Origin of the sequence: Actinocorallia sp. A-T 12471, from assembly GCF_033875155.1 — a bacterium.
Classification (GTDB): Bacteria; Actinomycetota; Actinomycetes; order Streptosporangiales; family Streptosporangiaceae; genus Actinocorallia.
Genome location: NZ_JAWZTE010000015.1, coordinates 56,589 through 82,927, shown reverse-complemented (window position 1 = coordinate 82,927; position 26,339 = coordinate 56,589). Strand labels below are relative to the sequence as shown.

Annotated in this window: 28 protein-coding genes and 1 pseudogene; 13 read left to right on the top strand and 16 right to left on the bottom strand. The window is 71.6% G+C overall.

Annotation, left to right across the window (positions count from 1 at the left end; translation table 11 throughout):
* Positions 1-103: 103 nt before the first annotated feature.
* The gene (locus tag R9X44_RS31405) at positions 104-1,816 is read left to right on the top strand and encodes a GAF domain-containing protein (protein WP_319817972.1); all 1,713 of its coding nucleotides are present in this window, start codon (positions 104-106) and stop codon (positions 1,814-1,816) included.
* A gap of 121 nt (positions 1,817-1,937) precedes the next feature.
* The gene (locus R9X44_RS31400; RefSeq protein WP_319817971.1) at positions 1,938-2,786 is read left to right on the top strand and encodes a universal stress protein; all 849 of its coding nucleotides are present in this window, start codon (positions 1,938-1,940) and stop codon (positions 2,784-2,786) included.
* A gap of 528 nt (positions 2,787-3,314) precedes the next feature.
* Here the strand turns inward: R9X44_RS31400 and R9X44_RS31395 are convergent.
* Both R9X44_RS31395 and R9X44_RS31390 read right to left on the bottom strand, forming a co-directional pair.
* A complete protein-coding gene (locus R9X44_RS31395) occupies positions 3,315-3,614 on the bottom strand; it encodes an HPF/RaiA family ribosome-associated protein (protein WP_319817970.1) in 300 nt (99 codons plus the stop codon).
* A 277-nt stretch (positions 3,615-3,891) separates the two neighbouring features.
* Complete coding sequence (locus R9X44_RS31390; protein ID WP_319817969.1) at positions 3,892-4,236, bottom strand: DUF3099 domain-containing protein; 345 nt, start codon at positions 4,234-4,236, stop codon at positions 3,892-3,894.
* 119 nt (positions 4,237-4,355) lie between these two features.
* On the opposite strand from R9X44_RS31390, the gene R9X44_RS31385 reads away from it, so the two are divergent.
* Positions 4,356-4,577, top strand: coding sequence for a dodecin (locus tag R9X44_RS31385; protein ID WP_319817968.1), 222 nt, complete (start codon positions 4,356-4,358; stop codon positions 4,575-4,577).
* Positions 4,578-4,614: 37 nt separating this feature from the next.
* On the opposite strand, the gene R9X44_RS31380 is transcribed toward R9X44_RS31385, so the two are convergent.
* Together R9X44_RS31380 and R9X44_RS31375 are read right to left on the bottom strand one after the other, a co-directional pair.
* On the bottom strand, positions 4,615-5,961 hold the full coding sequence (locus tag R9X44_RS31380; RefSeq protein ID WP_319817967.1) for a metallopeptidase TldD-related protein: 1,347 nt from the start codon (positions 5,959-5,961) through the stop codon (positions 4,615-4,617).
* Positions 5,958-7,460 (bottom strand): TldD/PmbA family protein, encoded by a 1,503-nt coding sequence (locus R9X44_RS31375; RefSeq protein ID WP_319817966.1) that lies wholly within the window; start codon positions 7,458-7,460, stop codon positions 5,958-5,960. The genes R9X44_RS31380 and R9X44_RS31375 overlap by 4 nt, the downstream gene beginning before the upstream one ends.
* A gap of 193 nt (positions 7,461-7,653) precedes the next feature.
* Between R9X44_RS31375 and R9X44_RS31370 the strand changes: the two genes are divergently transcribed.
* The 3 genes from R9X44_RS31370 (at position 7,654) to fabI (ending at position 9,850) form a co-directional block, all read left to right on the top strand.
* A complete protein-coding gene (locus tag R9X44_RS31370) occupies positions 7,654-8,127 on the top strand; it encodes a hypothetical protein (RefSeq protein WP_319817965.1) in 474 nt (157 codons plus the stop codon).
* A 228-nt stretch (positions 8,128-8,355) separates the two neighbouring features.
* A complete protein-coding gene (locus R9X44_RS31365) occupies positions 8,356-9,060 on the top strand; it encodes a beta-ketoacyl-ACP reductase (protein WP_123667712.1) in 705 nt (234 codons plus the stop codon).
* Position 9,061: 1 nt separating this feature from the next.
* Positions 9,062-9,850, top strand: a complete 789-nt coding sequence (gene fabI, locus R9X44_RS31360) for an enoyl-ACP reductase FabI (protein ID WP_319817964.1) — start codon at positions 9,062-9,064, stop codon at positions 9,848-9,850.
* Positions 9,851-10,936: 1,086 nt separating this feature from the next.
* On the opposite strand, the gene R9X44_RS31355 is transcribed toward fabI, so the two are convergent.
* The 5 genes and pseudogenes from R9X44_RS31355 to R9X44_RS31340 all read right to left on the bottom strand — a co-directional run bounded on the left by R9X44_RS31355 (position 10,937) and on the right by R9X44_RS31340 (position 13,624).
* Positions 10,937-11,395, bottom strand: coding sequence for an NUDIX hydrolase (locus R9X44_RS31355; RefSeq protein ID WP_319817963.1), 459 nt, complete (start codon positions 11,393-11,395; stop codon positions 10,937-10,939).
* A gap of 82 nt (positions 11,396-11,477) precedes the next feature.
* Entirely contained in the window at positions 11,478-11,993 is a 516-nt protein-coding gene (locus R9X44_RS31350) for a hypothetical protein (protein ID WP_319817962.1), read from the bottom strand.
* Positions 11,994-12,627: 634 nt separating this feature from the next.
* Positions 12,628-12,951: pseudogene (locus R9X44_RS35850) on the bottom strand (MvdC/MvdD family ATP grasp protein); the annotation flags it as partial.
* 5 nt (positions 12,952-12,956) lie between these two features.
* Positions 12,957-13,175: a putative ATP-grasp-modified RiPP gene (tgmA, locus tag R9X44_RS31345; protein ID WP_319817961.1), complete on the bottom strand. Its 219-nt coding sequence runs from the start codon at positions 13,173-13,175 to the stop codon at positions 12,957-12,959.
* Positions 13,176-13,252: 77 nt separating this feature from the next.
* Positions 13,253-13,624 (bottom strand): hypothetical protein, encoded by a 372-nt coding sequence (locus R9X44_RS31340; protein WP_319817960.1) that lies wholly within the window; start codon positions 13,622-13,624, stop codon positions 13,253-13,255.
* A 153-nt stretch (positions 13,625-13,777) separates the two neighbouring features.
* Here R9X44_RS31340 and R9X44_RS31335 point away from each other — a divergent pair, with 153 nt between their 5' ends.
* Entirely contained in the window at positions 13,778-14,515 is a 738-nt protein-coding gene (locus R9X44_RS31335) for a GntR family transcriptional regulator (RefSeq protein WP_319817959.1), read from the top strand.
* 77 nt (positions 14,516-14,592) lie between these two features.
* On the opposite strand, the gene R9X44_RS31330 is transcribed toward R9X44_RS31335, so the two are convergent.
* From R9X44_RS31330 to R9X44_RS31320, 3 genes are all read right to left on the bottom strand, one after another.
* Positions 14,593-15,204: a hypothetical protein gene (locus tag R9X44_RS31330; protein ID WP_319817958.1), complete on the bottom strand. Its 612-nt coding sequence runs from the start codon at positions 15,202-15,204 to the stop codon at positions 14,593-14,595.
* Between the two features lie 106 nt (positions 15,205-15,310).
* Positions 15,311-16,930: an ATP-dependent RecD-like DNA helicase gene (locus tag R9X44_RS31325; protein WP_319817957.1), complete on the bottom strand. Its 1,620-nt coding sequence runs from the start codon at positions 16,928-16,930 to the stop codon at positions 15,311-15,313.
* Entirely contained in the window at positions 16,920-17,858 is a 939-nt protein-coding gene (locus R9X44_RS31320) for an aldo/keto reductase (RefSeq protein WP_319817956.1), read from the bottom strand. The genes R9X44_RS31325 and R9X44_RS31320 overlap by 11 nt, the downstream gene beginning before the upstream one ends.
* A gap of 143 nt (positions 17,859-18,001) precedes the next feature.
* On the opposite strand from R9X44_RS31320, the gene R9X44_RS31315 reads away from it, so the two are divergent.
* Entirely contained in the window at positions 18,002-18,589 is a 588-nt protein-coding gene (locus R9X44_RS31315; RefSeq protein WP_319817955.1) for a hypothetical protein, read from the top strand.
* A complete protein-coding gene (locus R9X44_RS31310; protein WP_319817954.1) occupies positions 18,586-19,374 on the top strand; it encodes an SDR family oxidoreductase in 789 nt (262 codons plus the stop codon). The genes R9X44_RS31315 and R9X44_RS31310 overlap by 4 nt, the downstream gene beginning before the upstream one ends.
* Positions 19,375-19,378: 4 nt before the next feature.
* Here the strand turns inward: R9X44_RS31310 and R9X44_RS31305 are convergent, their stop codons facing one another.
* Complete coding sequence (locus tag R9X44_RS31305; protein ID WP_319817953.1) at positions 19,379-20,347, bottom strand: magnesium and cobalt transport protein CorA; 969 nt, start codon at positions 20,345-20,347, stop codon at positions 19,379-19,381.
* A gap of 63 nt (positions 20,348-20,410) precedes the next feature.
* Here R9X44_RS31305 and R9X44_RS31300 point away from each other — a divergent pair, with 63 nt between their 5' ends.
* Genes R9X44_RS31300 through R9X44_RS31285 form a run of 4 tightly spaced genes read left to right on the top strand, consistent with a single transcriptional unit; the run spans position 20,411 to position 23,137 of the window.
* Positions 20,411-21,070 (top strand): MSMEG_4193 family putative phosphomutase, encoded by a 660-nt coding sequence (locus R9X44_RS31300; protein WP_319817952.1) that lies wholly within the window; start codon positions 20,411-20,413, stop codon positions 21,068-21,070.
* Positions 21,071-21,079: 9 nt separating this feature from the next.
* Entirely contained in the window at positions 21,080-21,622 is a 543-nt protein-coding gene (locus tag R9X44_RS31295; protein WP_319817951.1) for a DUF3090 domain-containing protein, read from the top strand.
* The gene (locus R9X44_RS31290) at positions 21,619-22,347 is read left to right on the top strand and encodes an SCO1664 family protein (RefSeq protein WP_319817950.1); all 729 of its coding nucleotides are present in this window, start codon (positions 21,619-21,621) and stop codon (positions 22,345-22,347) included. The genes R9X44_RS31295 and R9X44_RS31290 overlap by 4 nt, the downstream gene beginning before the upstream one ends.
* A 10-nt stretch (positions 22,348-22,357) precedes the next feature.
* Entirely contained in the window at positions 22,358-23,137 is a 780-nt protein-coding gene (locus R9X44_RS31285; protein WP_319817949.1) for an NRDE family protein, read from the top strand.
* Between the two features lie 402 nt (positions 23,138-23,539).
* On the opposite strand, the gene mshC is transcribed toward R9X44_RS31285, so the two are convergent.
* The 3 genes from mshC to R9X44_RS31270 form a co-directional block, all read right to left on the bottom strand.
* A complete protein-coding gene (gene mshC / locus R9X44_RS31280; RefSeq protein WP_319817948.1) occupies positions 23,540-24,769 on the bottom strand; it encodes a cysteine--1-D-myo-inosityl 2-amino-2-deoxy-alpha-D-glucopyranoside ligase in 1,230 nt (409 codons plus the stop codon).
* A 29-nt stretch (positions 24,770-24,798) separates the two neighbouring features.
* Entirely contained in the window at positions 24,799-25,647 is an 849-nt protein-coding gene (locus R9X44_RS31275; protein ID WP_319817947.1) for a PAC2 family protein, read from the bottom strand.
* A gap of 155 nt (positions 25,648-25,802) precedes the next feature.
* Positions 25,803-26,258, bottom strand: a complete 456-nt coding sequence (locus R9X44_RS31270; RefSeq protein ID WP_319817946.1) for a universal stress protein — start codon at positions 26,256-26,258, stop codon at positions 25,803-25,805.
* Positions 26,259-26,339 lie beyond the last annotated feature (81 nt).

Below are 26,339 nucleotides of genomic sequence, written 5' to 3'. Positions count from 1 at the left end.
ACCGTTTCCCCCGGGACGAAGGTCCCGTTCCGCGACCCGGTTCCGGTGTACGCCCCGGCTCCGGCAGGATAGGCGGTGACGGCGTCCGACGGGAGGAAGCACTGTGGGAACGGAATCCAGGCCCGGGGCGGACCGGGCCCGGCTGATCCTGCCGCAGCTGCAGCTCGACGACCTCCTGACCGAGCTGCAGGCGCGGTTGGAGACCGTCCGCTCCACGAGGGACCGGGTCCACTCGCTGCTCGAGGCCGTGGTGTCGATCGGCAGCGACCTCGATCTGGAGACCGTGCTGCGCCGGATCACCGAGGCGGCGGTGACCCTTGTGGACGCCCGTTATGGCGCGCTCGGCGTGATCAGCGGTGACGGCGAGCACCTAGTCCAGTTCGTCACGATCGGCGTCACCGACGAGGAGATCACCGCGATCGGGCACTGGCCGCACGGCCACGGCATCCTCGGGCTGCTGATCAAGGAGCCCGTGCCGTTGCGGATGCACGACATCGCGGCGCATCCCGAGTCCGTCGGGTTCCCGGCGAACCATCCGCCGATGCACAGGTTCCTCGGAGTGCCGATCCGGGTCCGCGACGAGGTCTTCGGCAACCTTTACCTGACCGAGAAGAACGGCGGCGGCGACTTCGACGAGGAGGACGAGGTCGTCGTCTCGGCGCTGGCGACGGCGGCGGGCGTGGCGATCGAGAACGCCCGCCTGTACGAGGAGACGCGGCGGCGCGAGCGCTGGCAGCAGGCGCTGACGGAGATCTCCACGGCGCTGCTGTCGGGCACCGCGCCCGAGGAGGTCGTCGGGCTCGTCGCCAACCGGGCCCGCGAGATCTGCGAGGCCGACCTCGCGGTCGTGGCCACCGCCGACGAGGTCGCGGGTGAGTTCCTGGTCGAGGCGGCCGCGGGCGATGGCGCGGACCTGCTCTCGGACCTGCGGATGCCCTTTGACGAGGCGTTCGGCGCGGCCGTCTACGACAGCGGCGAGTCGGTATCGCTGGCCGACGCACGTCCGTCGGCGGACCGCGCGCGGATCTCCCGCGACGTCGCGATCGGGCCCGCCCTCCAGGTGCCGCTCGGCAGCGGCGGATCGGCGCGCGGGGTCCTTTCGGTGATCAACGCGCCGGGCGGGCTGCAGTTCGGCGAGCTGACGCAGCGGCTCCTTGAGGCGTTCGCCGCGCAGGCGGCCGTCGCGCTCGAACTTGCCGCGCGCCGCCGTGACCTTGAGCGGCTGTCCCTCCTCGAGGACCGCGACCGCATCGCCAAGGACCTGCACGACACCGTCATCCAGCGGCTGTTCGCAACCGCGATGACGCTGATGAGCGCGGTGAAGCTCGCCGACAAGCCCGACGTGCAGCGCCGCATCCAGCGCTCGGTCGACGACCTTGACGAGACGATCCGGCAGATCCGCTCGACAATCTTCGCACTCCAGGTCGAACCGGACGCCGAGAGCCTGCGCAGCCGCATCCACACCGTGGTCGACAACGCCGCCGTCCTGCTCGGCTTCGCGCCCTCGATCCGCCTCGACGGGCTCCTGGACACCGCCGTCGAGCCCGACGTCGGGGAACAGCTCATCGCCGTCGTCACCGAGGCGCTGTCGAACGTGGTCAGGCACTCCGGGGCCCGGCGCGTCGACGTCGTCCTCGACGTGCGCGACGACCTGATCCTGCGGGTCGAGGACGACGGGTCCGGCATCCCCGAGGGCGGCCGGCGCAGCGGGCTGCGGAACATGGCCGAGCGGGCCCGCGCGCTGGGCGGCGCGATGGAGACCCGGGAGCGCGACGGCGGCGGCACCGTCCTGTTCTGGCGGGTCCCGCTGCGCTGACCGGCGCTCTGCCAAGGGCCGGGCACGGGCAGGCCCGAAGAGGGCATGAGCCGGCCAAGGACGGCGCGCCGACCCCGTCACGGCCTTGCCGCGCCCCCGCGCCGCGACGCATGATCGAGTCATGAGCGAGCAGCCGACCGGGGCGGTCATCGCGGCGACGGACGGTTCCGCGCAGGCCGCGGCGGCCGTGCGTTGGGCCGCCGACGAGGCGGTCAGGTCGGGCCGTCCGCTGCGGATCGTGCACGTGCAGCCGTCGGCGACGTTCGGGCTGCCCGACATCCCGCCGCCCGAGGCCGACGAGGCAAGGTCGGCCGAGTCCCGCCGCATCCTCGCCGAGGCCGTCGGGGTCGTCGGCGACCGGCCGGGCCTCGACGTGACCACCGACAACGTGCTCGGCGAGGTCGCCCGGGTCCTGCGCGAGCTGTCCACGCCGCGCGACCTGCTCGTGCTCGGCAGGCGCGGCCGGGGCAGGTTCGCCGAACTGCTGCTCGGCTCCACGAGCCTCAAGGTCGCCGGGACGACCAAGGGACCGCTCGTCGTCGTGCGCGGCGACGCGCACGGGCCGCGCGGCGAGGTCGTCGTCGCCGTGGCGTTCGACCTCGACCAGACCGCGGCGCTCGAGTTCGCGTTCGACGCGGCGCGGCGGCGCGGCGCTGTGCTGCGCGCAGTGCACGCCTGGGACACCGGCGAGGTCTTCGCCCCCTACGCCGAGTCCGCCCCGGTCGTCGTGAACCCGATGGAGACGCTGTCGAAGCTCCTCGAACCGTGGCGCGAGGCCAACCCGGACGTCAAGGTCGCCGAGGAGGTCGTCACCGAACACCCGGCCGCCGCCCTCACCGAAGCCTCCCGCCGCGCCGACCTCCTCGTCCTGGGCACCCACCGCCGAGGCCCCCTGGGCCACTTCGTCTTCGGCTCCGTAGGCCACGCCACCCTCCACCACGCCCACACCCCCGTAGCCATAATCCCCTAACCCCACCCCCCCGCCCCAGCACGCCCGCAGCCCCTGCCACGTGGCCCCTCACCCTTCAACCGCGCCCACAATTCCGTCGGCGCAGCCGTCACCCCACGGTCCCGCTGGCGTAGTACCCACCCCGCAGCCCCGCCCACAATCCCCCGGCGCAGCCCTCACGCGCAGCTCGCTTGCGCGTGGCCCGCTTCCGCGCGGCCCTGCGGGCGTAGCCGCGCCCTGCGGCCCCGACGGCGTAACGCTCACCTTGCGGGCCGATTCGCAATCGCCCGGGCGTGGCGCTCGCCGAGCAGTCGCGCTGGCGTGGCCCGGCCTCAGCGCGTTGGGCTGGCGTGGATCGTCTTCGCCTCGCGATCGGGCTGGCGTGGCCCGCCCTCGCCTCGCGAGCGGGGTGGCGTGCGCGGCCTTACCCCGCAATCGGGCTTGGCGCAGCCCTCTCCTCGCAGTCCCGAAGGGACTGCGAGGGGGTCATGATTTTCTCCGGGTGGAATTCGCCATTTTGTGCAAACACCCTGGGAATTGTCATTCGGGTCAGGTGGGGTCGGTGTCGAGGGTGCGGAGTCGGGCGGCCAGGCGGGCGCGCATCAACTCGACGGCGCCGTGCGGGTTGGCGGCCTGGGCGTGGGCGCGGATTCGTCGGCCCCGTAGGCGGACGCTCACGCGGGCGCGGGCGGGTCTCGGGATCGCCCGGTCGGGGAGGACCGAGAGGCGGACCGTGGCGTCGAGGACGGGTTCGGGGAGGGCGTCGAGGAGTTCGGCGACCCGCGCGTGGGCGTGCGCGGCCATCGCCGGGGTGATGCGGTTCCCGGGATGGACGGTGACGGGGCCCATGATCCTCCTTGGCTCGGACGTGATCAGAGCCTTGCGCGCGGGAGGGGAGCGGGCCAGGGCCGTAGGGCGCGCCCGGTGCGGGACCTTGGGCCCTCAGGGCCGGTGAGGTGCGCAAATGAGAAAGCGGCACAGGGAGGATACGGGGGCAACCCTCCCTGTGCCGCACATCGGTGTTCCGACGGGGGCCCGGAACACCGGCAAGGGACGCCCCGACGGGGGACCGGAGCGTCGAGTACAAATCGTACACCGAAACCCCCCGGGTTGAGTCAAGAGATTGTCACGGAGACATTTCTTCGTCATACCCGGAATCTGTGTCATCTCCCGACTCGAGCATCCGGCGCGTGCTCACCCCGTCCTCCAGAGTGACCGCTTTCTCCGGGGTGCGTCCTGCGTTGGCGAAGATGACGCTGACGTACGGCAGCACGATCGCGCCGACGAGCAGCAGCGCCCCGATGATCCAGTGGACGTGCCGCCACAGCACGACGGCGAGGATGAAGCAGACGGTCCGGATGCCCATCGAGATGAGATAGCGCCGCTCGCGGCCCGCGACGTCCTCCGACAGGGGGCGGGCCGCCTCGGTGACGGTGTAGACGGGCGCCTTGCGGCGCTTGCTGAGCCTCACCCCTCCACGGTATGCCCGACCCGCCGATGCCGCCATCCGGGTGCCCCCGCCGCGTCCGGGTGCGGCGACGCCCTTCGGGGAAGGGGTGCGGGAAAGGCGGACAACAGGAGGAGCCCACCATGACCGACCGCACCTACCGGGTGACCGAGATCGTCGGGACGTCGCCGGAGAGCGTCGAGGCCGCGATCCGCAACGGCGTGCGCCGCGCGTCGGCGACCCTGCGTCATCTCGACTGGTTCGAGGTCCTGACCGTGCGCGGCCAGCTCGAGGAGGGCGAGGTAGCCCACTTCCAGGTGACGCTCAAGGTCGGCTTCCGGCTCGAGGACCCGGACGAGGTCTGATCCGGCCGCCGCCCGTGGGCGGCGGCCGGAACGGGACCTAGGACGCCTTGCTGACCGTCGACATGTTGTAGTCGGCGACCCGCAGCGGCGGCATCGACGCCCGCGTGAAGTAGTCCGACCACTCGCGCGGCAGCGTCGGCACCGCCGCGCCCGTCTCGGTCACCCGGGACAGCAGCCCGACGGGGCTCTCGTTGAACCTGAAGTTGTTGACCTCCGCGACGACCTCGCCGCCCTCGACGAGGTAGACCCCGTCGCGGGTGAGCCCGGTGAGCAGCAGGTTCTGCGGGTCGACCTCGCGGATGTACCACAGGCAGGTCAGCAGGAGCCCGCGCTCGGTCCGCGCGACCATCTCCTCCAGGGACGCCCCGCCGGGCGCGCCCTCCATCAGGAGGTTGTCGATCTCCGGCGTGACCTGCGCGCCGGTGAGGCCCGCGGAGTAACGCGTGGAGGTCAGCGCCGCGACCTTCCCGTCCTTGATCCAGTCGGTCGGGCCGAGCGGCAGGCCGTTGTCGAACACCGACGAGTTCGAGCCGGACGCCAGCGCCGTCACGAACGGCGTGCACTCAAGGCCGGGGGCCGACGGGTCGCTGTACAGGCGCAGCGGGAGCTTGGACAGCTCGGTGCCTGTCGGGTGCGAGCTGAAGACCGTGCGGCCGTCGTGGGCGTCGCGGGCCCCGGCCGTCCAGTACAGGTAGATCATCAGGTCGGAGACCGAGCTGGGCGGGAGCAGTGTCTCGTACCGTCCTGCGGGCAGCTCGACCCTGCGCTCGCCCCAGGCCAGCCGACGGCCGAGCTCCGCGCCGAGCGCGGGCACGTCGAGGTCGGCGAAGTCGCGGGTGCCCGCGCCGACCCACGCCGAGCTCCCGGTGTTCTTGGCGTTCAGCTCGAGCTTGCCGGTCGGCTGGTCGTGCCGCGCCCGCAGCCCCGCTGACGACCCCACGAACACCGACGACATCTCGTGGTGCGCGAACCCGTACAGCCGGTTCCCGCCCTCCTCGGCGCGCGCGAACTGCTCGCCGAGCGCGGGCGCGAACGCGGAGAAGACCGAGATGTCGGTGACGGCCGGCTCCGCGTCCCAGTCGCCGTGCGTCCCGGTGACGAGCGGGGCCGCGTCCTCGGCCGGCTCGCCCGCGCGTGCGATCTCCTCGGCGTCCTTGACGATCTGGGCGACGTCGTCGCGTCCCGCGCCCGCCCGGGACACCACGCCGACGGCCCCGTCCTGGATCGCCACGACGGTGAGCCGCCGTGACCTGCCGACGCCGTTGGTGGTGAGGGTGTTGCCCGCCCAGCGCAGGTTCGCGTCGCTGGACTCCTCGGCGATGACGACGCAGTCGGTCGTCGTGGACAGGGACAGGGCCCGCTCCACCGCTTCCTGGGGCCTCACTTGCCCGCCTCCTTCAGCGCGTTGAGGATGTTGACGCCCCGGAACAGCGCCGAGGGGGTGCCGTGGCTGACCGGCGCGACCTGCCCCGGCTGGCCCTTGCCGCAGTTGAACGCGCCGCCGAGCACGTACGTCTGCTCGCCTCCGACGGCCTCCATGGAGTTCCAGAAGTCCGTGGTGGTCGCCTGGTAGGCGACGTCGCGCACCTGCCCGGCCAGGCGGCCGTTCTTGATCTTGTAGAACCGCTGCCCGGTGAACTGGAAGTTGTACCGCTGCATGTCGATCGACCACGACTTGTCGCCGACGATGTAGATCCCGTCGTCGACCCGGGCGATCAGGTCGTCGGTCGACGGCGCGTCCGGCGACGGGTCAGCCGCCAGCGACACGTTCGCCATCCGCTGGATCGGGGTGTTGCCGGGGGAGTCGGCGAACGCGCAGCCGTTGCTGCGGTCCTGGCCGGTGAGCCTGGCGATGCGGCGGTCGGTCTGGTAGCCGGTGAACACCCCGCCGGTGACGATGTCCCAGCGCTGGGTGGCGACGCCCTCGTCGTCATAGCCGATGGTCGCCAGGCCGTGCTCGGCGGTGCGGTCGCCGGTCACGTTCATGACCTTCGAGCCGTACTGGAGGTTGCCGAGCAGATCCGGCGTCGCGAAGGAGGTGCCCGCGTAAGCCGCCTCGTAGCCCAGCGCGCGGTCGAGTTCGGTGGCGTGGCCGATGGACTCGTGGATCGTCAGCCACAGGTTCGACGGGTCGACCACGACGTCGTAGGTCCCGGCGTCGACCGTCGGGGCGGCCAGCTTCTCGGCCAGCAGTTCGGGGATGCGGGACAGTTCGGCCGCGAAGTCCCAGCCGGTGCCCGTCAGGTACTCGTACCCCCTGCCGACGGGAGGGGCGAGCGTCCGCATCGTGTCGAAGGCTCCGTCGACGATCTTGACCGCGTTCAGCTGCGGATGGACGCGGACCCGCTGCTGCGTCGTGACAGTCCCGTCGAGGGAAGCGAAGAACTTGTTCTCCTTCACCTGGAGCAGCGCCGCGTCGACATGGTCGACGCCGCCCGCGAGCAGCCCCCGCGACCAGCCGGCCAGCAGCTCGGCCTTCTCCCCGGTCGGCACGGTGAACGGATCGACCTCGTAGGCCGACACCCACACCCGCTCCCCGTGCGCGGGCTCGGCCGCCAGCTCCACGGGCTCACGGTTGATCGACCGCGCGACCTCCGCGACCGCGACGGCCTGCTCGGCGACGGCCACGGCGTTCTCCGGCGTGAGGTCGATACCCGAGGCGAACCCCCAGGTCCCGTCCTTCACGACCCGGACCGACAGGCCGACGTCGTCGGCGTCAAGGGCGGTCTCCAGCACGGCGTCCTTCAACCTGAGCGTCTGGCTGCGGATCCGCTCCAACCGGAAATCGGCGTGCGAGGCCCCGAGCTCCCTGGCCCGGGACAGCGCGGCGTCCGCGAGACGCCGCAACGGAATGGCGGTGAATGCCGGATCAATTTCATGCACATCCCGAACCTAGCGACTGCCCGGCGTTCCGGCATGCCGGTCAGGGCGTCCCGCGCGCCCCGGGGGCGTCCCGTGCCCGTCCCGGGGGGTTCGGGACCGGTACGGGACGCGGGCGGGGACATGCCTCCCTGTCCGTCCCGGACGGGCTTGCCTAGCGTTGCGCCCCGACCGGAAACACGTATTCGGAGGTGCGATGAGACAGAAGATCACCAGGACGGGGCGCGTGCTCGCCCGGATGGTCGGAGCCCTGACGCTCGCGCTGACGGCGCTGGCCGCCGCGGCGCCCGCTGAAGCGAGCGCCATGCGCGACAGCCTGCCCGGCTTCCACAACAAGGAGATCAACAACAAAATGGCCTGGGAGTGCCTGGACTCCGCGGGCGGCGTCGTGCACGTCGCGTTCTGCGACCAGAGCCCCACCCAGGCGTGGGACTCCGGCTGTATCTGGACTCCCGGCGTCGCCTGCCTGTACATGGGCATCAACAACACCGGAACCCGCGACTGCCTCGCGGTCACCGGCCCGCCCCCCGCCGAGGTGATCCTCGCGCCCTGCCAGTCGTTCCCGTCCACCCACGGCTGGCAGGCCACGGCCTCGCCTTGTCCGGCGGACCCTCGCTGCTCAGGTCCTACAAGACAGGGCAGTGCCTCACCCAGTGGGGCGACAGCGTGATCCTCGACGTCTGCCACACGCCCAACAGGCTCCCGCAACAGTGGGTCCTGCGCGAGCGCTGACGCGTCCCTCGCCACGGTCCCTTCCGTGCCGTCCGTTGCGCGGGAGGGACAAACCGGGGGGCCGGATCTTGTCGTCGTCGGCAGCTATCAGGACAGGGAGGGACCGGTAGTGTCGGCCGCGATGTGACGTCCGCTACCACTCGAACCCCTTCAGGAGGTCCCGCGCATGACGCGCTCAGTCCTGGTCACCGGCGGCAACCGCGGCATCGGCCTCGCGATCGCCCGTGAACTCCAGGCCGCCGGAGACGCCGTGGCCGTCACCTACCGGTCGGGCCAGCCCCCCGAGGGCCTGTTCGGCGTGAAGTGCGACGTGACGAGCTGGGAGGACGTCGACGCGGCCTTCGCCAAGATCGAGGCCGAGCAGGGGCCCGTCGAGGTCGTCGTCGCCAACGCGGGCGTCACCAAGGACACCCTCGTCGCGCTGATGAGCGAGGACGCGTTCACCTCGGTCATCGACACCAACCTCACCGGCTCCTTCCGGGTCGCCAAGCGCGCGGTGAAGGGCATGATGAAGATGCGCAAGGGCCGCATCATCTTCATCTCCTCCGTCGTCGGCCTCGCCGGGTCCGGCGGGCAGGTGAACTACGCGGCGTCCAAGTCCGGCATGGTCGGCATGGCCCGGTCCATGGCCCGCGAGCTCGGCTCGCGCAACATCACCGCGAACGTCGTCGCGCCCGGCTTCGTGAACACCGACATGACCGCGGAGCTTCCCGAGAAGCTCCAGGAGACGATCAAGCAGAACATCCCGCTGAAGCGGCAGGCCGAGCCCGAGGAGATCGCCGCGGTCGTGCGGTTCCTCGCCAGCGACGCGGCCTCCTACATCACCGGGGCCGTCATCCCGGTCGACGGCGGACTGGGAATGGGGCACTGACATGGGCATCCTCGACGGCAAGAACATCCTCGTGACCGGCGTCCTCACCGACGCCTCCATCGCCTTCCACGTCGCGCGCATCGCCCAGGAGGAGGGCGCGAACGTCATCCTGACGGCGTTCCCCCGTCCGACGCTGACCGCGCGCATCGCCAAGAAGCTCCCGTCCGGGCCGGACAACCCGCCGCCCGTCATCGAGCTCGACGTCACCAACACCGAGCACCTCGACGGCCTCGTCACCAACCTCGAGGCGCACGGCTGGGACCGCATCGACGGCGTCGTCCACTCGATCGGCTTCGCCCCGCAGGACGCGCTCGGCGGCAACTTCCTCAACACCCAGTGGGAAGACGTGGCGACCGCCGTCCAGATCTCGGCGTTCTCCTACAAGGCGCTGGCGATGGCGTGCCTTCCGCTGATGAAGGGCGGCGGCTCCGTCGTCGGCCTGACGTTCGACGCGCAGGCCGCCTGGCCCGTCTACGACTGGATGGGCGTCGCCAAGGCCGGCCTCGAATCCACCAACCGCTACCTGGCCCGCTACCTCGGCAAGGACGGCATCCGCTTCAACCTCGTCGCCGCGGGCCCCATCCGCACGATGGCCGCCAAGTCCATCCCCGGCTTCGAGGGCATCACCGACGGCTGGTCAAAGTCCGCCCCCCTCGGCTGGGACATAACCGACGTGGTCCCCACCGCCAAGGCCACCTGCGCCCTCCTGTCCGACTGGTTCCCCGCCACCACCGCCGAAATCCTCCACGTAGACGGCGGCGTCCACGCCATGGGCGGCCAATTCGACTAACCACCCCTCCCCCCACCTCCCGAGGCCCGGCCCACCAGCCGGGCCTCCCCCTTTTCCCCCACCCCCACCTGCCCTCGCTCCTAGGCCAGCCGGAGCCCCAGTCCCCCCGACCTCCCCTCCATCACCGTTCCTCCCACCCACCCTCCCCACCCGAAGCCTCGCAACCCCAGCCCCCTAACAGCCCAGCCCTCACCGAGGCCCAAGCCCCCACCCGCCCTCACAGACAGGCCCCTCCACCCCAAACCCCAGGCCGCAGCCGCCCTCTAACCCTCAAAGCCCCAGCTCCAGGCCCAGCCCCGCCAAACTTCGAAGCTTCATCCCAACCCCACCCACCTAACCCCACTCCCACTAGTCCTACAAAGCACAAACCCACCCACCCTCATCTCCCACCCGGAAAACCCCCTAGCCCGGGAAGCCCCCCTCTCACCCAAAGCCCAAGCCCGTCAGCCCACCCACCCCACAGACCCTTCCCACCCCCACACCAGCCCACTACACACGCACCCCCGCAACCCCACCCCCCAACACCCCAGCCCAAGCCCTCACCCCGCCCCACAGACAAGCCCCCTCCACCTCCACCCCGAAACCGCAACCCTCACCCCAGCCTCTCCCTCCCTCAAAACCAGCCACTGCCACCAAGCGCCCACCCAATCCACAGCACTCCCGCAACCCCAGGCCCTCAAGCTCCCCGGGCCCTCAAGCTCCCCGGGCCCTCAAGCTCCCCGGGCCCTCAAGCTCCCCGGGCCCTCAAGCTCCCCGGGCCCTCAAGCTCCCCGGGCCCTCAAGCTCCCCAGGCCCTCAAGCTCCCCAGGCCCTCAAGCTCCCCAGGCCCTCAAGCTCCCCAACCCCCTAACACCCCAACCCCCTAAATCTTCGTCGCCGCTTCGCGACGGCGCTTTGTTCAGGGCGGCACTCGATGTGCAAGCTCAGGTATCTGTCGCTTGTGCGGCTTGGCGGCGGACTCGACTCTTCGGCCGGCGGGCAGGCGAGAGGCGGAGTTTGTACTGAAGGCCAGATATGTCACGGCCTGATAGAGCCGGCGTGGTCTGCTCTGAAGTTGATGAGCTTGGACGGCATCTGGGGTTAGCGCTATTGGCTGGGGTTTTGAGGTACTAAGCAGAGTTGGTGGATCAGGGCGCCGTGGCCGAGGGAGAGGGCGTGGGCGTGGTTGAGGGGGAGCCAGAGGCATTCGAGGTGGGTGGGGGGTTGGAGGCCGTCGTGGAGTTCGGTGCTGGGCCAGCGGGGTGGGTGGGGGCCGGGGGTTCGGAGGTGGAAGAAGTGGCGGTGTTGGATTTCGGGGCGTAGGGGGGTGATGTCGTAGGTGGTTTCGCCTAGGGAGGCTGCGAGCGAGAGGTTGGGGAGGGAGGTTTCCTCTTGGGCTTCTCGGAGGGCGGCGGCTGCGGGGTCTTCGTCTGGGCGGATGGTGCCGCCGGGGACTTCCAGGCCGACTTGTTCGTAGGGGTAGTCGACGTGGCGGATGACGAGGAGTTCGCCTGCGTCGTTGGTGATGTAGGCGAGGGCTTTGGCGACGGTGGGCTTGTGGTGCATCGGGTGGGTTGGGTCCTTGGGCGGTAGTCAGGCCGGGCTGAATGACCGGCGGTCGCAGGGGTGTCGGGCTCACCGAAGGGAATCAGCGGACACGGAGGGGGAGGGAGTAGCGGGCTTTGGGGGTGGGGGAGGGGAGGGGGTGGGCGCCGGTTTGTTCTATGGCGGTGCGGGTGGGGGTGTCGTGGGCGGGGCATTCGAGGGTGAGTTCGGGGATGTGCTGGGCGGAGAGGAGGGGGATGACGGCGGCGAGGAGGGGGGCGGTGTGGTGGTTGGGGCGTTGGGAGGGGCGGATGGACCAGGTGAGGCGGGTTCCGGTGACCGAGCGGAAGAGGGTGACGCGGGCGATGAACTCGGGGCCGTCCATGCCGTGGTCGAGCCACCACCATTCGGAGCAGGTCAGGGGGCGCATGCCGGGGTGGCCGAGGGTTCCTTCGAGGAGACCCCGGATGTAGCCGGTCCAGATCGAGTCGCAGGCCAGGTCCGCCAGGGAGAGGCCGCCCGCGTCGGTGTGCCCGGTCTCCGCGACGTGCTCGCGCTGGGCCGCGAGGAACGACATGCGCAGGTGGCGGTCCAGACTCGGCACGGAAAGGAACGGCATGTCCCCACCTTGCCACCCGGTCAACGCCGTCGCTGGTTTCCGCGCCAGGAGTGCACAGCAGGTCGGCGAGGGCCGCCGTGATGGGCAATCCCGTTTGGATCTCGACGAATCCGTACTGGCCCGTCGGGTTGTTCTCCAGGAAGGTCCAGGTGCCCGTGTCTTCGTCCTCGATGAGATCGAGGGCGCTGTACTCCAGACCGTACGCGGCAACGTACGCCCGGAGAAGGTAGGCGGCTGATCTCGGCGGTTCGATGGGGGTGAGGTCGAGGCGGTCCTGCGCTATCCGCCAGTCGATGGGGTGTTCGCCTTCGATCCGTGCGGCGAAGATGTCACCGCCGATCATTGTCGCGCGGATGCCGTGGCCCCGGACGACCTCTTGGAAGATCCCGGCGCTACCGAGTTCGTTCGGAACCTCCTGTGGAGTGATCAAGGTAGCCGGGACCATGGCTCCCTCGCCTAGCCCGCCCGCGTGGAATGCCTTGTAGAGGATCGGGCCTCGCCGCGCGGCCCATGCCCGGACCTGCTCTCCGCGTGTGGTGATCAGCGTCTCGGGGACGGGAACGCCGAGACCGCGCGCGGTTCTGAGCTGTTCGGGTTTCCATGTGGCGGCCGCGGCGCGGTCCGGATGGTTGACCCATCGGACGTTCAGGGAACGCAGCATGCCGTACAGCGCGCGTTCGTTCTCCTTGGCGGCCCACTCAGCGGCGGAGTTCGCGGCCATAGGCCGTGAGGGGGTCGGCCAGCGCCACAGGACGCTGGTCACCTCGTTCAAGGTCGTGGCGCGGTGCTCGTCACCGATGAGTCCCTGCCATCCGCCCGTGGCGAGGGTGGCCTCCAGATGCAAGGTGTCCGAGCCGGGGTCGAGCCGCACCACCTTGACATCGCGCCGGTTCAACTCGTGGACGACGAGGTCGGAGCTGTAGTCGTCCCGACTGGTGATGACGAGCACCGTCGCCATGGTCGTCAGCCTCCCGCGTCGGTCTTGTTGTCGTTGCCTGGGGTGGTGCCGTAGGTGACTGAGCAGGTCACGAGCAGCCCGTCGTCTGAGACGAGCGGCTCCTGGCCGATCACGTTGAGCTGGAGCTTCGGGTCGTAGACGGCGTCCACGAGCGCGGGCGGCCGGACGAACGTGTCGGGAAGCCGCATCTGGTGACGCAGCCCGAAGGGAAGGGGGTCGCTCATCTGTCCTCCTGTTGTTCGGCGCGGGTGGATCGAGTGCCGGGCCGGGTCCGCGCCGTCAGGACCGGGTGTCCGGGACCTCACACAGAACTCGGCATGCGCAGTACGTGGCGGATGCGATCGGAGGCCCTCACAGGGTCGGTCACGGGCGCGACCTCGTCTCCCCACGACCAACACCAGGTCCAGCGGCCGTTCCGCTTCTCGGCCGAGATCCGCTCGCTGAGCGCGACGCCGGAGTGCGTGGCCGTCGCGGGGCTGTGGGGGTTGGAGACGGTGAGGGTGGGTGGGAGGTGGGTGAAGTCGGGGCGGGTGCGTAGTTCGGAGGTTCTGAGGGCCGTGGCGAGCGCGGCCAGATGGGATATGGCCTCGTCGGTCTCGGACGGCGCGCTCTGCGGGTGGAGGGAAGGGGGGTGGCTGGTGTCGGTCTTGTCTGGTGAGGGGTCGTTGCGCAAGCGGACCTCCAGTGGAGCGGCGTTGTTGTGCTAGCTCGCGTAGAGATTGTGTACTGCTACGTGAAGAGTACGCATGCTAGTACACGTTGGCAATGGGTGTTTGCTGGGTAGGCTGGAAGCGAGCTAGTACGCGAGGGGGAAGGAGGAAGTCGGATGTCGCCCAGGGTTGAGCGGAGTCGGCCGCCGTATCTGCAGATCGCTGATCACTATCGGAAGGCGATTCTTGAGGGGCTTCTGGTGGAGGGGCAGCAGTTGCCCTCGGTCGCCAGGCTCTCGGAGGAGTGGACGGTCGCCACGGCGACCTCGGCCAAGGCACTGAAGCAGCTTCAGAGCGAGGGGTTGGTCAGGGCGACGTCGCAGGGGACGTTCGTGTCGTTGGCGACTCGTCAAACGACGGGGCCTGACCGGCTTCAGCTCCTGCGCGCGACCGGTAGCGGCTACCGGCCGGGGGAGCGGGTGGAGATCGTCGGAGCCTCTCTCACGCCGGCTCCGGCTGACGTCGCGGAGGCGCTCGGGGTGGCCGAGGGGACGTCAGTGATCCGGCGTCAGCGCGTCTACCGCGACGATGACGGCGTCGTTGCGTTCTCGACGTCCTGGCTTCCCGGGGAACTCGCTGCGGCCGCGCCCGAGCTCGTTTCGGTCGACCCGCTGCCGAAGATGACGTTCGGGCTGATCGAGGAAAGGACGGAGCGCCGCGCGGTCCACCGGCGTGACGTCGTCTCCATCGAGTCGGCGTCCACCGCGGTCGCCGAGGTGCTCGGGGTGGAGCCTGGCACGAGCGTCCTGACGATGACGAACTTCTACTGGGACCAGCACGGCGATGTCACCGAGTACGCCAAAGACCATCTCGGAACCGGACGCGAGCTATCAGGCGAATACCCGCTCGGTTAGCTGAGGTCCTCGGGCGGGAGCGCTGGTGGGCCCGGTCTTGGAAGGGCCGGGCCTCCGGGCGCTCAAACGTCCGGGGGTCAGGGGGTTTGGCGGCGGAGGTGGGTGCCTAGGAGGGTGAAGTGGGCCATGAGGGCCGCGGCGGCGGCGGAGACGGCGGCGGCGGTCCAGAGGGCGCGGGTGGAGGGGGAGTGGGCGGGGGTCATGGCGGCGACGGGGGAGACGAGGTGGGTTTCGGGGAGGGCGAGGGTGGTGGGGGCGTCGGCGACCTTGGGTTCGGGGAGGGTCGCGGAGGCCACCTCGGGGAGGGGGTCGGTGTAGGTCTGGGGGGCGGGGATGCGGGAGGAGGAGGGGGCGGCGGGCGCGCCGGCGGGGGCGGGCGGGGCGACGGGCTTGGTGTTCTTGGGCTTCGGCTTGGGCTTGGGGGCCTCGTTCTTGCCCGTGGTGAGGTCCTTGGGCTTGTCCTTCGGCTTGTCCTTGCCCTGCATCTTGTCGAGCTCGCCCTTGATGTGCTCGACGTTGTTGTTCCACTGGCAGGTGATGTTGTCGATGGTCGTCTGGGGGTCGACGCCCTTGACGCACTCGTCCTCGGCGGCCGCCGCTGGGGTGGCCGAGAGGACGAGCAGGGCGCCCGTCGACACCAGGACGCTCGCCGTGCCGAGACGGCGGAGGGGACGTCGTCCGGGGTGCATGCTCCTCCTCGGGTGCGGATGGGAGAAAACACATCTCTCCGGACTTATTTAACGGATCATCGGCGTCCAAGTCACGCATCCGCAACAAACAAAAACGAACCGCGTTCTAGGCGAGGAGTCCGACGAGGCGGGTTCTGCGGGCGGGCGGGGTCAGGTCGGCGGCGGCGCGGGTGAGCGCGGGGCCGGCCGCCGTCACGATCGACAGGTGGGCGCGCGCCCGGGTGACGGCGGTCAGCAGCAGCGCGCCGGACAGGTCGGCCGCCGACGGGAACACCGCGACGACGGCGGGCCAGCGGGTGCCCGCGGCCTGCTGGACGGGGATCGCCCAGCCGTGCCGCAGCCGCGCGGCCCGCGCGAGCGGCACCCTGACCTCCGCGTCGGGGAACGCGACGGTGAGGCCCTGTTCGTCGGCCTCGGTGACGGTCCCGGTCTCGCCCGCCGCCGCGTCCCCGAACGGCACGGCCACGAGAACCCGGTCGCCGACGTCGAATCCGCCGAAGGCCCCGGGCCCGGGGTTCACGACGGCCTTGAGCGCCGCGTTGAAGGCGGCGGTCCCCGCGAGCCCGGGCGTCAGCACCTGGACGTCCCCGGTGGCGATCCCCAGCGCGCGCGGGATCGAGTCGGTGAGCAGCTGCCCCGCCCGGTGCGCGGCCTCACGCCCGTCCGCGACGGGCACGACGACGACCTCGCGCCCCGGCGCGCTCACCACGGGAAGGCTCCCCCCGCGCACACCCTCCGCGAGTTCGCTGAGCGGCCCGTCCAGCGGAGGAACCGAGGTCACCGGAACCGCCTCGGACGCGACGAGGTCGGCCAGCACCCGCCCCGGCCGCAGCGACGCGAGCCCGTCGGGGTCCCCGCACAGCACGAGGTGCACCCCGTCCGGGCACGCCTCGAAGAGCGCGGCCGCGAGTTCGACGTCGAGCGCCTCGGCCCCCGTCACGACCACCACGTCAGCTTCCAAGGGCCACTGCTCCCCGCGCGCGTATCCGAGCCCGCCGTGCCCCTCGCGCGCTTCCAGGAGCCGGTGCAGGCTCACCGCGCCGGGGTGCTCGCCCGCCGCCGTCGCGGTGACGGCGGTGACGGCGACCGCGAGCCCCGTCGCGGCGAGTTCGGTGAGCAGCACGCCCACCGGCCCGGTGACGACGCTGACGCCGTGGAACAGCGCCTGCGCCGCGGCCTCGCCCTCCGGCGGCTTCCCGTCGTCGGGCACGTCGAGCGGCGGCGCGGTGGCCGCGAGCCGCTGTACCCCCTCCGCGACGGTCTCCTCGGCAAGCCCATAGCGCGCTAGAGCCAGCCACTCCTCGGGATCGGGAAAGTCCTCGACGTCCTCGGGCACATCGGCCGGTTCCTCGAGGAAGAGCATCACGCGCGCCTCGTCCAGCGCCGCGTTGATCGCCGCGACGGGATCGGTGACGCGCATCTCGCGCAGAGCCGTCACCACCCTCTCGCCGGGCAGCGCGGTGTCGCCGCGCCGGGCGGCCTCGGCGAGCAGGTGCGCGACGAGCGCGCGGCCGCGTCGCGGGTCCTGCGGGTCGGCCCTTGGCAGGACGGCGAGCGCGAACCTGTCGGCCTGCGCGGGCGTCACGCCGGGCAGCCGCAGCAGCTCCCAGGGGTCGCCGCGCAGCAGGGCGGCGGCGTCGTCGCCGAGGTGGGCGGCCGCGCGCGGGGCGAGCGCCTCGGGCACGCCCAGGGCGACGAGTTCGGCAGGTGAGAAGTCAGAGGACATCGGATACGTCGTCCAGTGCGTCGCGGATCTCATCGGGCAGGGTCAGTTCGTCGGCGGCGAGCGCGGCCTTGAGCTGGGTGGTGGTGCGCGCGCCGACCAGCGGCGCGGCGACGCCCGGCTGGTCGCGGACCCACGCCAGCGCCACCGCGAGCGCGGTGGTGCCGAGGCCCTCGGCGGCGGTCGCGACCGACTCGACGATCCGCGCGCTCTGCTCGCCGAGATACGGTGCCACGAAGTGCTCGAGGCGGTCGCGCGCCGCGCGGGAGTCGACGGGGATCGCGTTGCGGTACTTGCCGGTGAGCACGCCGCGGCCGAGCGGCGACCAGGCGAGCACCGACGTGCCCGCCGCGACCGCCGCCGGAAGCACCTCGCGCTCCGGGTCGCGTTGCAGCAGCGAGTACTCGACCTGGTTCGACACGATCGGGCAGCGGCCAGGCCAGGCCCGCTGCCAGGTCGCGGCGGTGGCGAGCTGCCAGCCGCTGTAGTTCGACACCCCCACATAACGGGTCCGCCCCGACGCGACTGCCTCGTCGAGCGCCGCGAGCGTCTCCTCATACGGGGTCGCCGGGTCGTAGGCGCTGACCTGCCACAGGTCGACGTGGTCGACGCCGAGCCTGTCCAGGGAGCGGTCGAGCGCAGAAAGCAAGTGTCGGCGCGAGGAGTCGTAGCCGTGCGGGGTGAACCCGGCCTTGGTGGCCAGGACGAGTTCGTCGCGGTCCACCACGCTGCCGAGCAGGCTGCCGAGGATCTGCTCGCCGAGCCCGTCGCAGTACACGTCGGCGGTGTCGACGAGGGTGCCGCCGGCCGCGACGAACGCGGTGAGCTGGCGCGCGGCCTCGGCGGGGTCGGTGCCCTCGCCCCAGGTCATGGTGCCAAGACCGAGCCGGGACACCATGAGCCCGCTGCGGCCGAGCTGACGATGCTCCATGAGTCCTCAAGGCTATAGCGTCCGGTGGGGCGCGGGTGGCGGGGTCGTGGGCGTACCTGTGGGCCGGGAACGTGCCAGGAACCGGTGCGTCCGTTCTCGTCCGGTCTCTGTCGATATCGCCCGTCACAGGCTACTGTTCGGCTGTGGTTGATCACACGGCCGGGCCGCAGGGCGATCCGGGGTACCTCGCCTCGCTGCGCACCCCGTCCACGCTCGGGCACCTCCGCAGGTCCTTCCTCATGCTGAGCGCGATGCCCGTGGTGGTGCTCGCGCTGTCGCCGTTCATCGTCCGGATCGAGACGCACATCCTGGACACCCCGCCGCTGTGGTCGGCCGCCGTCGTGCCGGTGCTCGCGCTCGCGGTGCTGTGGCTCGCGCCGCGCCTGCCGCTGCCGCTCCCGCAGAGCGACGCCCTCATCGCGGACGTCCGCGCGGCCGAGGACGGCGCACGGGCCGAGCGGCGCGTGTCCGAGGCGTTCCGCGGCGCGCTGTTCCTGCGGTTCGCGCTCACCGAGGGCGTCGTGCTCGCGGGGCTGCCGCTGGCGATGGCGTCGGACTCGTTCGCGCCGATGGCGCTGGCGTTCGCGTTCGGGTACCCGCTGGTGCTCGCGTTCGCGCTGCCGACGCGGGGCACGATCGAACGTATCCGGGTCCGTCTCGGCCCGGAAGCCGACGGACGTCTGTGGGCGGCGTTGCTGTCGCCGTACCAGCCGCGCTTGGGGGTCGAATGAGCACGTCACGCGTGTACGCCGTCAGCGGCGGGGCGTCCGGGATCGGCGCGGCCACCGCGGAGCTGCTGCGCGGGCTCGGACACACCGTCGTCACGGTTGACCTGCGTGACGCCGACGTCGTCGCCGACCTCTCGACCGCAGAAGGCAGGACGACGGCTGTGGAGGGCGTACGCGCGCTCGCACCCGTCCTGCACGGGCTCGTTCCTTGCGCGGGCGTCGCGGGGCTCACCGGGGTCGACCCCGAACTGCTGGTGTCGGTGAACTACTTCGGCGCGCTCGCGCTCGTGGAGGGGCTGAGGCCCGAACTCGTCAGGGCCGAGGGGGCGGCGGTGGTGCTGCTGTCGTCGAACTCGGTCAGCTGCCAGCCGGGCTGGCCCGCCGCCGTCGCCGACGCCTGCCTTGCCGGCGACGAGTCCGCGGCGCGCGCTGTCGCGGCGCGCGTCGAGGCCGTCCAGGCGTATCCGGCGTCGAAGGCGGCGCTCGCGTACTGGCTGCGCCGCGAGGCGATCGCCGAGCGGTGGATCGGCGCGGGCGTCCGGCTGAACGCGGTCGCGCCCGGCCTCATCGCGACGGCGATGACCGACGCGCTGCGCCGCGACCCCGTCCTCGGCGTGTTCGCCGACGCCTACCCGACCGCGCTGGGCCGTCCCGGCAGGGCCGAGGAGATCGCCGAGCTGATCGCGTTCCTGCTGTCGGACGCCGCGTCACTGCTCGTCGGCTCCGTGGTGTTCGCCGACGGCGGCACCGACGCGATCCTCAACCCGCGCAGGCCCGCGCCCATGTAGCGCGCTACAGCCAGCCGCCGCGCTTGAACCTGCGGTACAGCATCAGGCACGCGCCGATCATCACGCCGAGCGCGAGCGGGTAGCCGATCGGCCACTTCAGCTCGGGCATGTGCTGGAAGTTCATCCCGTAGATCCCCGCGATCATGGTGGGGAGGGCGAGGATCGCCGCCCACGCCGAGATCTTGCGGACGTCCTCGTTCTGCTGGCGGCCGAGCAGCGCGAGATGGGCGGTGAGCACGTTGGTGATGAGCTCGTTGTGCGCGTCGATCTGCTGGTCCATGCGCAGCAGGTGGTCCTGGACGTCGCGGAACCTGTCGGACAGGTTCGCGCACAGCCTGATCCTGCCCTTGACCAGCTCCTGCATGACGGGAAGGAGGGGGTCCTCGGCCGTCCGGAACTCCAGGACCTCGCGCTTGACGGTGTAGATGTCCTCGGTGTGGTCGCCGCCGCGCCGGGTGAAGATCCGCCGCTCGAGGTCCATGAGGTCCGATTCGAGCTCGTGCGCGACGACCGTGTAGGTGTCGACGACCTCGTCGAGCACGGTGTACAGGACGGCTCCGGGCCCCTCGGACAGGAGCTTGCGGTCCTCCTCCAGCCGCGCGCGGGCGGGCGCGAGCGGGTTGGCGGGGCCGTGCCGGACGGTGATCACGAAGTCGGCCCCGACGAACAGCATGATCTCGCCGAGGGTGACCGACGTGGGCCGCGTGTAGGCGACGGTCTTGATGACCACGAAGAAGCTGTCGCCGTGCTGCTCGATCTTGGGCCGCTGGTGGCCCTCGGTGGCGTCCTCGATCGCCAGCGGGTGCAGGCTCAGCTCCCTGGCGACCTCGTCGAACTCGCCTTCGGCGGGCTCGTGCAGGCCCACCCACAGGAACGCGCCTGGCTGGTCCCTGACGGAGGCAAGGGCCGAGCCGACGTCCCCCGTCACGCTCTCGCGGAACCCGTCACGGTATATCGCGCAATCGACGATCACGCCGCAAGTATCCGGCACATCCCCCATCCCTGCACAGGGTTCGGCGGCGCATAAGGTGAGCCTGTGCCGACAGTTCTTCTTATCCGTCATGGTTTGACCGCGCAGACCGGGCCGGTCCTCACCGGCTGGACCCCGGGCGTCCCCCTCGACGCGCGCGGCCTCGCCCAGGTCGAGCGGACCGCGGCGCGCCTTGCCCCGCTGAAGCTCGACGCCGTCGTGTCGTCCCCGCTCCAGCGCTGCGAGGAGACCGCGCGGGCCGTCCTGAAGGGCCGCGCGCTCGGCCTGGAGACCGACGAGGCGTTCGGCGAGGTCAGGTACGGGGACTGGACCGGGCGCAAGCTCGCCGAGCTGGCCAAGGAACCCCTGTGGAAGGTCGTCCAGGCGCACCCGAGCGCGGTGACCTTCCCGGGCGGCGAGTCCCTGGCGGCCGCGCAGCACCGGGCCGTCCAGGCCGTCCGGGCGTGGAACGACAAGCTCGGGCCCGACGCCGTCTACGCGGTGTGCTCGCACGGCGACATCATCAAGGCGCTGGCCGCCGACGCGCTCGGCCTGCACCTCGACCAGTTCCAGCGGATCCAGGTCGACCCCGCGTCGGTCACCGTCATCCGTTACACCGAGCTGCGGCCGTTCCTGGTCCGCCTCAACGACACCGGGGGAGGGGTCGAGGGCCTCGTCCCGCCCAACCCGGGGAGCGGTGACGCGGCGGTCGGCGGCGGCGCGTAGGGTCGGATCATGCCGGTCATCTCCTACGACATGCCGGACCGGTTCGTCGCCGGTACCGTCGGCCAGCCCGGTCAGCGGGCGTTCTACCTCCAGGCCCGCGAGGGCGCGCGGGTCACCAGCGTCGCGCTCGAGAAGTTCCAGGTGGGGCTGCTCGCCGAACGCCTCGAGGAGCTGCTCGACGAGGTGCTGCGCCTGTCGGGCGGCAGCGCGCACGTGCCCGCGATCACCCCCGAGGGCCTGCACGACGACTCGCCCCTCGACCAGCCCGTCGAGGAGGAGTTCCGGGTCGGCTCGCTGTCGCTGGCCTGGGACCCGGAGACCGAGCGGATCATCGTGGAGGCCGCCGAGGCCGAGGACGCCGAGGCGGGCGAGGTTGACCCGTCGGGCGTCACGCTGCGGGTGTCGATCACCGCCGCGCACGCCCGCGCGTTCGCCGAACGGGCGCTGAAGCTCGTCGCGGCGGGCCGTCCCCCGTGCCCGCTGTGCGGTCTGCCCCTCGACGCCACAGGACACGTCTGCCCCCGGCAGAACGGACACCTAAGGACAATATGACGCGGTCTCTTGCGGAGGACGCCGAAGCCGCGGAACGGCTGCTCACCAGCGGGACCATGACCGTCGAAGGGCGGATCGTCCAGGCTTCCAACGCGACGCTGCGCTGCGACATCGAGCTCGACGGCGTGCGGGCCAAGTGCGTGTACAAGCCCATCGCGGGCGAGCGGCCCCTGTGGGACTTCCCCGACGGCACCCTCGCCGGACGTGAGGTCGCCTCCTACCTTGTCTCCCAGACGATGGGGATGCGGATCGTGCCCCCGACCGTCCACCGGGACGGCCCGTACGGGCCCGGCATGGTGCAGCTGTGGATCGAGCCCGACCCCGAGGTCGATCTCGTCGCGCTGTCGCGCGCCAACGACCCTGCGGTAAGGCGGGTCGCGGTGTTCGACGCGGTCGTCAACAACGCCGACCGCAAGATCGGGCACCTGCTCCCGGTGCCTGGCGGGCACGTGCACGGCTGCGACCACGGCGTCACGTTCTCCACCGACTACAAGCTCCGCACCGTCCTGTGGCAGTGGCGCGGCAAGCCGCTGAAGCCGCTCGCGCTCCAGGCGCTGGCCAAGGTCAGGGCCGAGCTCGACGGGTCACTCGGCGAACGGCTCACCGCGCACATCACCCCCGCCGAGGTGGAGGCGACCCGGCATCGTGTAGACCTCATGTTGAAGCACCGGGTCCACCCCTACCCCCCGGAGGACTGGCCCGCCGTCCCCTGGCCCCCGATGTGAGGTCCACGCCATGTGCACGTGCCTGCTGAGCTTCGACCCCGACTCACCGGTCCCCGTCCTGGCCGTCGGCGTCCGCGACGAGTACGCCGACCGCGCCTGGGACCCGCCCGCCGCGCACTGGCCCGACAGCCCCGGCCTGATCGGCGGCCGCGACCGCCTCGCCGGCGGCACCTGGCTCGCGGTGAACCCCGCCGCGCACCGGCTCGGCGTCGTCCTTAACGGCTGCGGGATCGCCGCCCCGGCCGAGGGCCGCCTGTCGCGCGGGGACCTGCCGCTGCGGGCCGCCGAGCACGGCGACCTCGGCCCGCTCGATCCCGCCCGCTTCGACCCTTTCCACCTGATCTGCGCCGAGCCGGGCAAGGTCCGCCTGTGGACGTGGACCGGCCTCGACCTCACCGACCGCTGGCTCGACCCCGGCGTCCACCTGGTCGTGAACACCGGCTTGGACGCCACATGCCCCGGCCCGTCCTCAATCCCCGAAGCGGCCCTCGAGGGCATCCGCGCCCGCCTGGCCCACTTCCGCCCCCTCCTGGAATCCACCCCCCGCCCCAACCCCGCCGACGACGCCCCCACATCGTCCGCTTGGGGCCCCTGGCTCCCCCTGGCCGACGGCGCCTCCCTCCCCTTCGACGACCCCCGAGCCCTCCTCCACCGCCACACCACAGACGACGGCCGCACCTTCGGCACAACCTCAGTCTCCCTCGTAGCCCTCTCCCCAGAAACCACCCGCTACGACTTCTCCGCCACCCCCGGCACCCCCACCGCCTGGACCCGAATCCTCCCCACCTAACCCCCACAACCCCACCGGCGCGCGGCGCGATCGGGTACGCCAGCTCCGACCCCGCCCGCCCGGCGACCCCGCCGCTTGGACCCGCATCCTGACGGCCCCACGACCCTGCCCGCGCGGGGTGGGCGATCACGTGCGCCGGGTCTGGCCCCGCCTGCGCATGCCCGGGGACTCCGCCGCTTGCACCTGCGTCCGGACGGCCCGGAGGCCCCGCTCGCGCGGGGCGGGCGATCGGGTACGCCAAGTCGGGCAGCGGCCCGCGGCCTTGCCCGCGCGGGGTGGGCGATCACGTGCGCTGGGTCTGGCCCCGCCTGCGCACGCCGGGGGACTCCGGCGCGTGGGCTCGCGTTCTGCCCGCATGGCCCCGCGCCCGCGCCCGGGTGGGGCGGGCGCGGGGCGGTGGGGTCAGAGTTCTATGCCTAGGAGGGTGTCGGTTAGGGCGCGGAGGTGGGTGGGGGCGGCGGGGTCGGTGCCGTCGGTGGTGGTCCAGCGGTCGATGGCGGCGAGGGCGGCGGGGGCGTCGAGGTCGGCGGCGAGGGCGGCGCGGACTTCGGCCAGGACGGGGGCGGCGGGGGCGGCGGTGGGGCGTTCGACGGCGGCGCGCCAGCGGGACAGGCGCTCGGCGGCGGCGTCGAGTTGCGGAGCGGTCCACTCCCAGTCGGCGCGGTAGTGGTGGGCCAGCAGCGCGAGGCGGATCGCCATGGGGTCGGTGCCCGAGGCGCGCAGCTTGGAGACGAACACCAGGTTCCCGCGCGACTTGGACATCTTCTCGCCGTCGAGGCCGACCATGCCGGCGTGGACGTAGGCGCGGGCGTGCGGGTGCTCGCCGGTGGCGGCCTGGGCGTGGGAGGCGCTGAACTCGTGGTGCGGGAAGGTGAGGTCGCTGCCGCCGCCCTCGACGTCGAAGGACATGCCGAGGTGGCGCAGCGAGATCGCCGAGCACTCGATGTGCCAGCCGGGGCGGCCCTTGCCGAAGGGCGAGTCCCAGGCGGGCTCGCCGGGCCGGTGCGCCAGCCACAGCAGCGCGTCGAGCGGGTCCTTCTTGCCGGGCCGCGACGGGTCGCCGCCGCGTTCGGCGAACAGCGGCAGCATCTCGGCCGCCGACAGCCCGCTGACCTCGCCGAAGTTCGGGTCGGCGGTGACGGGGAAGTACAGGTCGCCGTCGAGCTCGTAGGTGAGCCCGGCGGTCTTCAGCTCCTCGATCATCTCGACGATCACCGGGATCGCCTCGACCGCGCCGACGTAGTGGGCGGGCGGGATGACCCGCAGCGCCTCCATGTCGGTGCGGAACAGCTCGATCTCGCGTTCGGCGAGCTCCCGCCAGTCGACGCCGGTCGCCTCGGCCCGCTCGAGCAGCGGGTCGTCCACGTCAGTGGCGTTCTGTACATACAGGACGTCGTGCCCGAGATCACGCCAGACCCGTCCGACGAGGTCGAACGCGAGGTAGGTGTTGGCGTGGCCGAGGTGGGTGGCGTCGTACGGGGTGATGCCGCACACGTACATGCGGGCGACGGGGCCCGGGTCCGTCGCCTTGACCTCGCGCGTGGCGCTGTCGTAAAGGCGCAGGGCAGGGCCTGGGGAGGCCAGGCCCAGATCGGAGAGACGGGGGACCCGGGGAGCTGACCAGGAACGCATGCCGCAAGCTTACCGACGGACGAACCCGATCAGACGGGCGGTTCCATCCCGCGCCGCCGCAGGTACCGTTCGAACTCCCGCGCGATCGACTCGCCGGTCGCCTCGGGCAGCTCGGTGGCGTCCTTGGCCTCCTCCAGCGTGCGGACGTACTCGGCGACCTCGCTGTCCTGCTCGGCGAGCTCGTTCACCCCGTCCTCCCACGCGCGCGACTGCTCGGGCAGCTCGCCCAGCGGCACGGGGACGTCGAGGAGGTCCTCGACGCGGCGCAGCAGCGCGAGGGTGGCCTTGGGGTTGGGCGGGGACGACACGTAGTGCGGGACCTGCGCCCACAGCGCGACGGTCTCGACGCCGCCGTCCTCGAGCCGGTCCTGGAGCACGCCGAGGATGCCGGTGGGCCCCTCGTAGGACGACGGTTCGAGGGAGAGGTCGTCGCCGAAGGTCGAGCCGCCGCCCGAGCCGGACACCGGCACGGGCCTGGTGTGCGGGGCGTCGGCGAGGAGCGCGCCGAGCAGCACCGCGGAGCGGACGCCGAGCCGCGCGAGGTAGTCGGTGATCTCCCGGCAGAAGCCGCGCCACCGCATGTTCGGCTCGATCCCGTGCAGCAGCACGACGTCGCGCCCGGAATCGAGGCGCGCGACGAAGATCCGGGTGGTCGGCCAGACGATCTTGCGGCCGTCGCCGTCGCGTTCCACGCGCGGCCGCGTCACCTGGAAGTCGTAATAGTCCTCCGGGTCGATCTCGGCGATCTGCCGGGCGCCCCAGCTCTCGGCGAGATGGGCGATGACGGCGCTGGCGGCCTCGCCCGCGTCGTTCCACCCTTCGAACGCCGCGACGAGCACCGGACGGTCCAGCGCGGGCACGGAATCGAGTTCGAGCACTCGGCCTCCTACCGGGGACGACGATGGATGCGGATGAGGATCACGGTCAAGCCCAGCCTACGTCCTGGCCAACCCCTACCCATCCGAAGGCGGGTCATCCCTGTGCGGTAGGGATGAGGTGATCCGTCCTTGGTGCGGATCTCGTCACATGGACGTCACTTCCCGTCGGTGGTGTGCACGATCAGCACGTCGACCGGGGAGCGGTGGGAGAGGTTGGCGGGGACGGAGCCGAGGATGCGGCCGGCGAGGCTGTTGAGGCCACGGTTGCCGACGACGACGAGGTCGACCGACTCCTGCCTGGCGACCGAGGCGAGCACGTCGACGGCGTCGCCCTCGCGGGCCACCTGGTCGATGTCGGTCGCCCCGGCGGCCACCGCGCGGTCGCGGGCGGCGCGCAGGACGTCCTCGGCCGGGGTGGAGCCCTGCACCTTGTAGGCGAGGTCGCCCAGGCGGTCGGACGCCTCGTTGCGCTCGCGCTCGGGCATCGGATGGTAGGCCGACACGAGGATGAGGCGCGCGCCGGTGGCCGCGGCGAGGTCGGCTGCGCGGTCGACGGCCAGGAAGGAAGTCGAGGAGCCGTCGGTGCCGACGAGGATGGACCGGTACGTCATGGGGGGTGCTCCTTACCAGTCGGTAGTTGTCCGGGGAACGCTAGCGGGCCGGGCGGTGTTCCCGCCACGCCTGAGCGCATA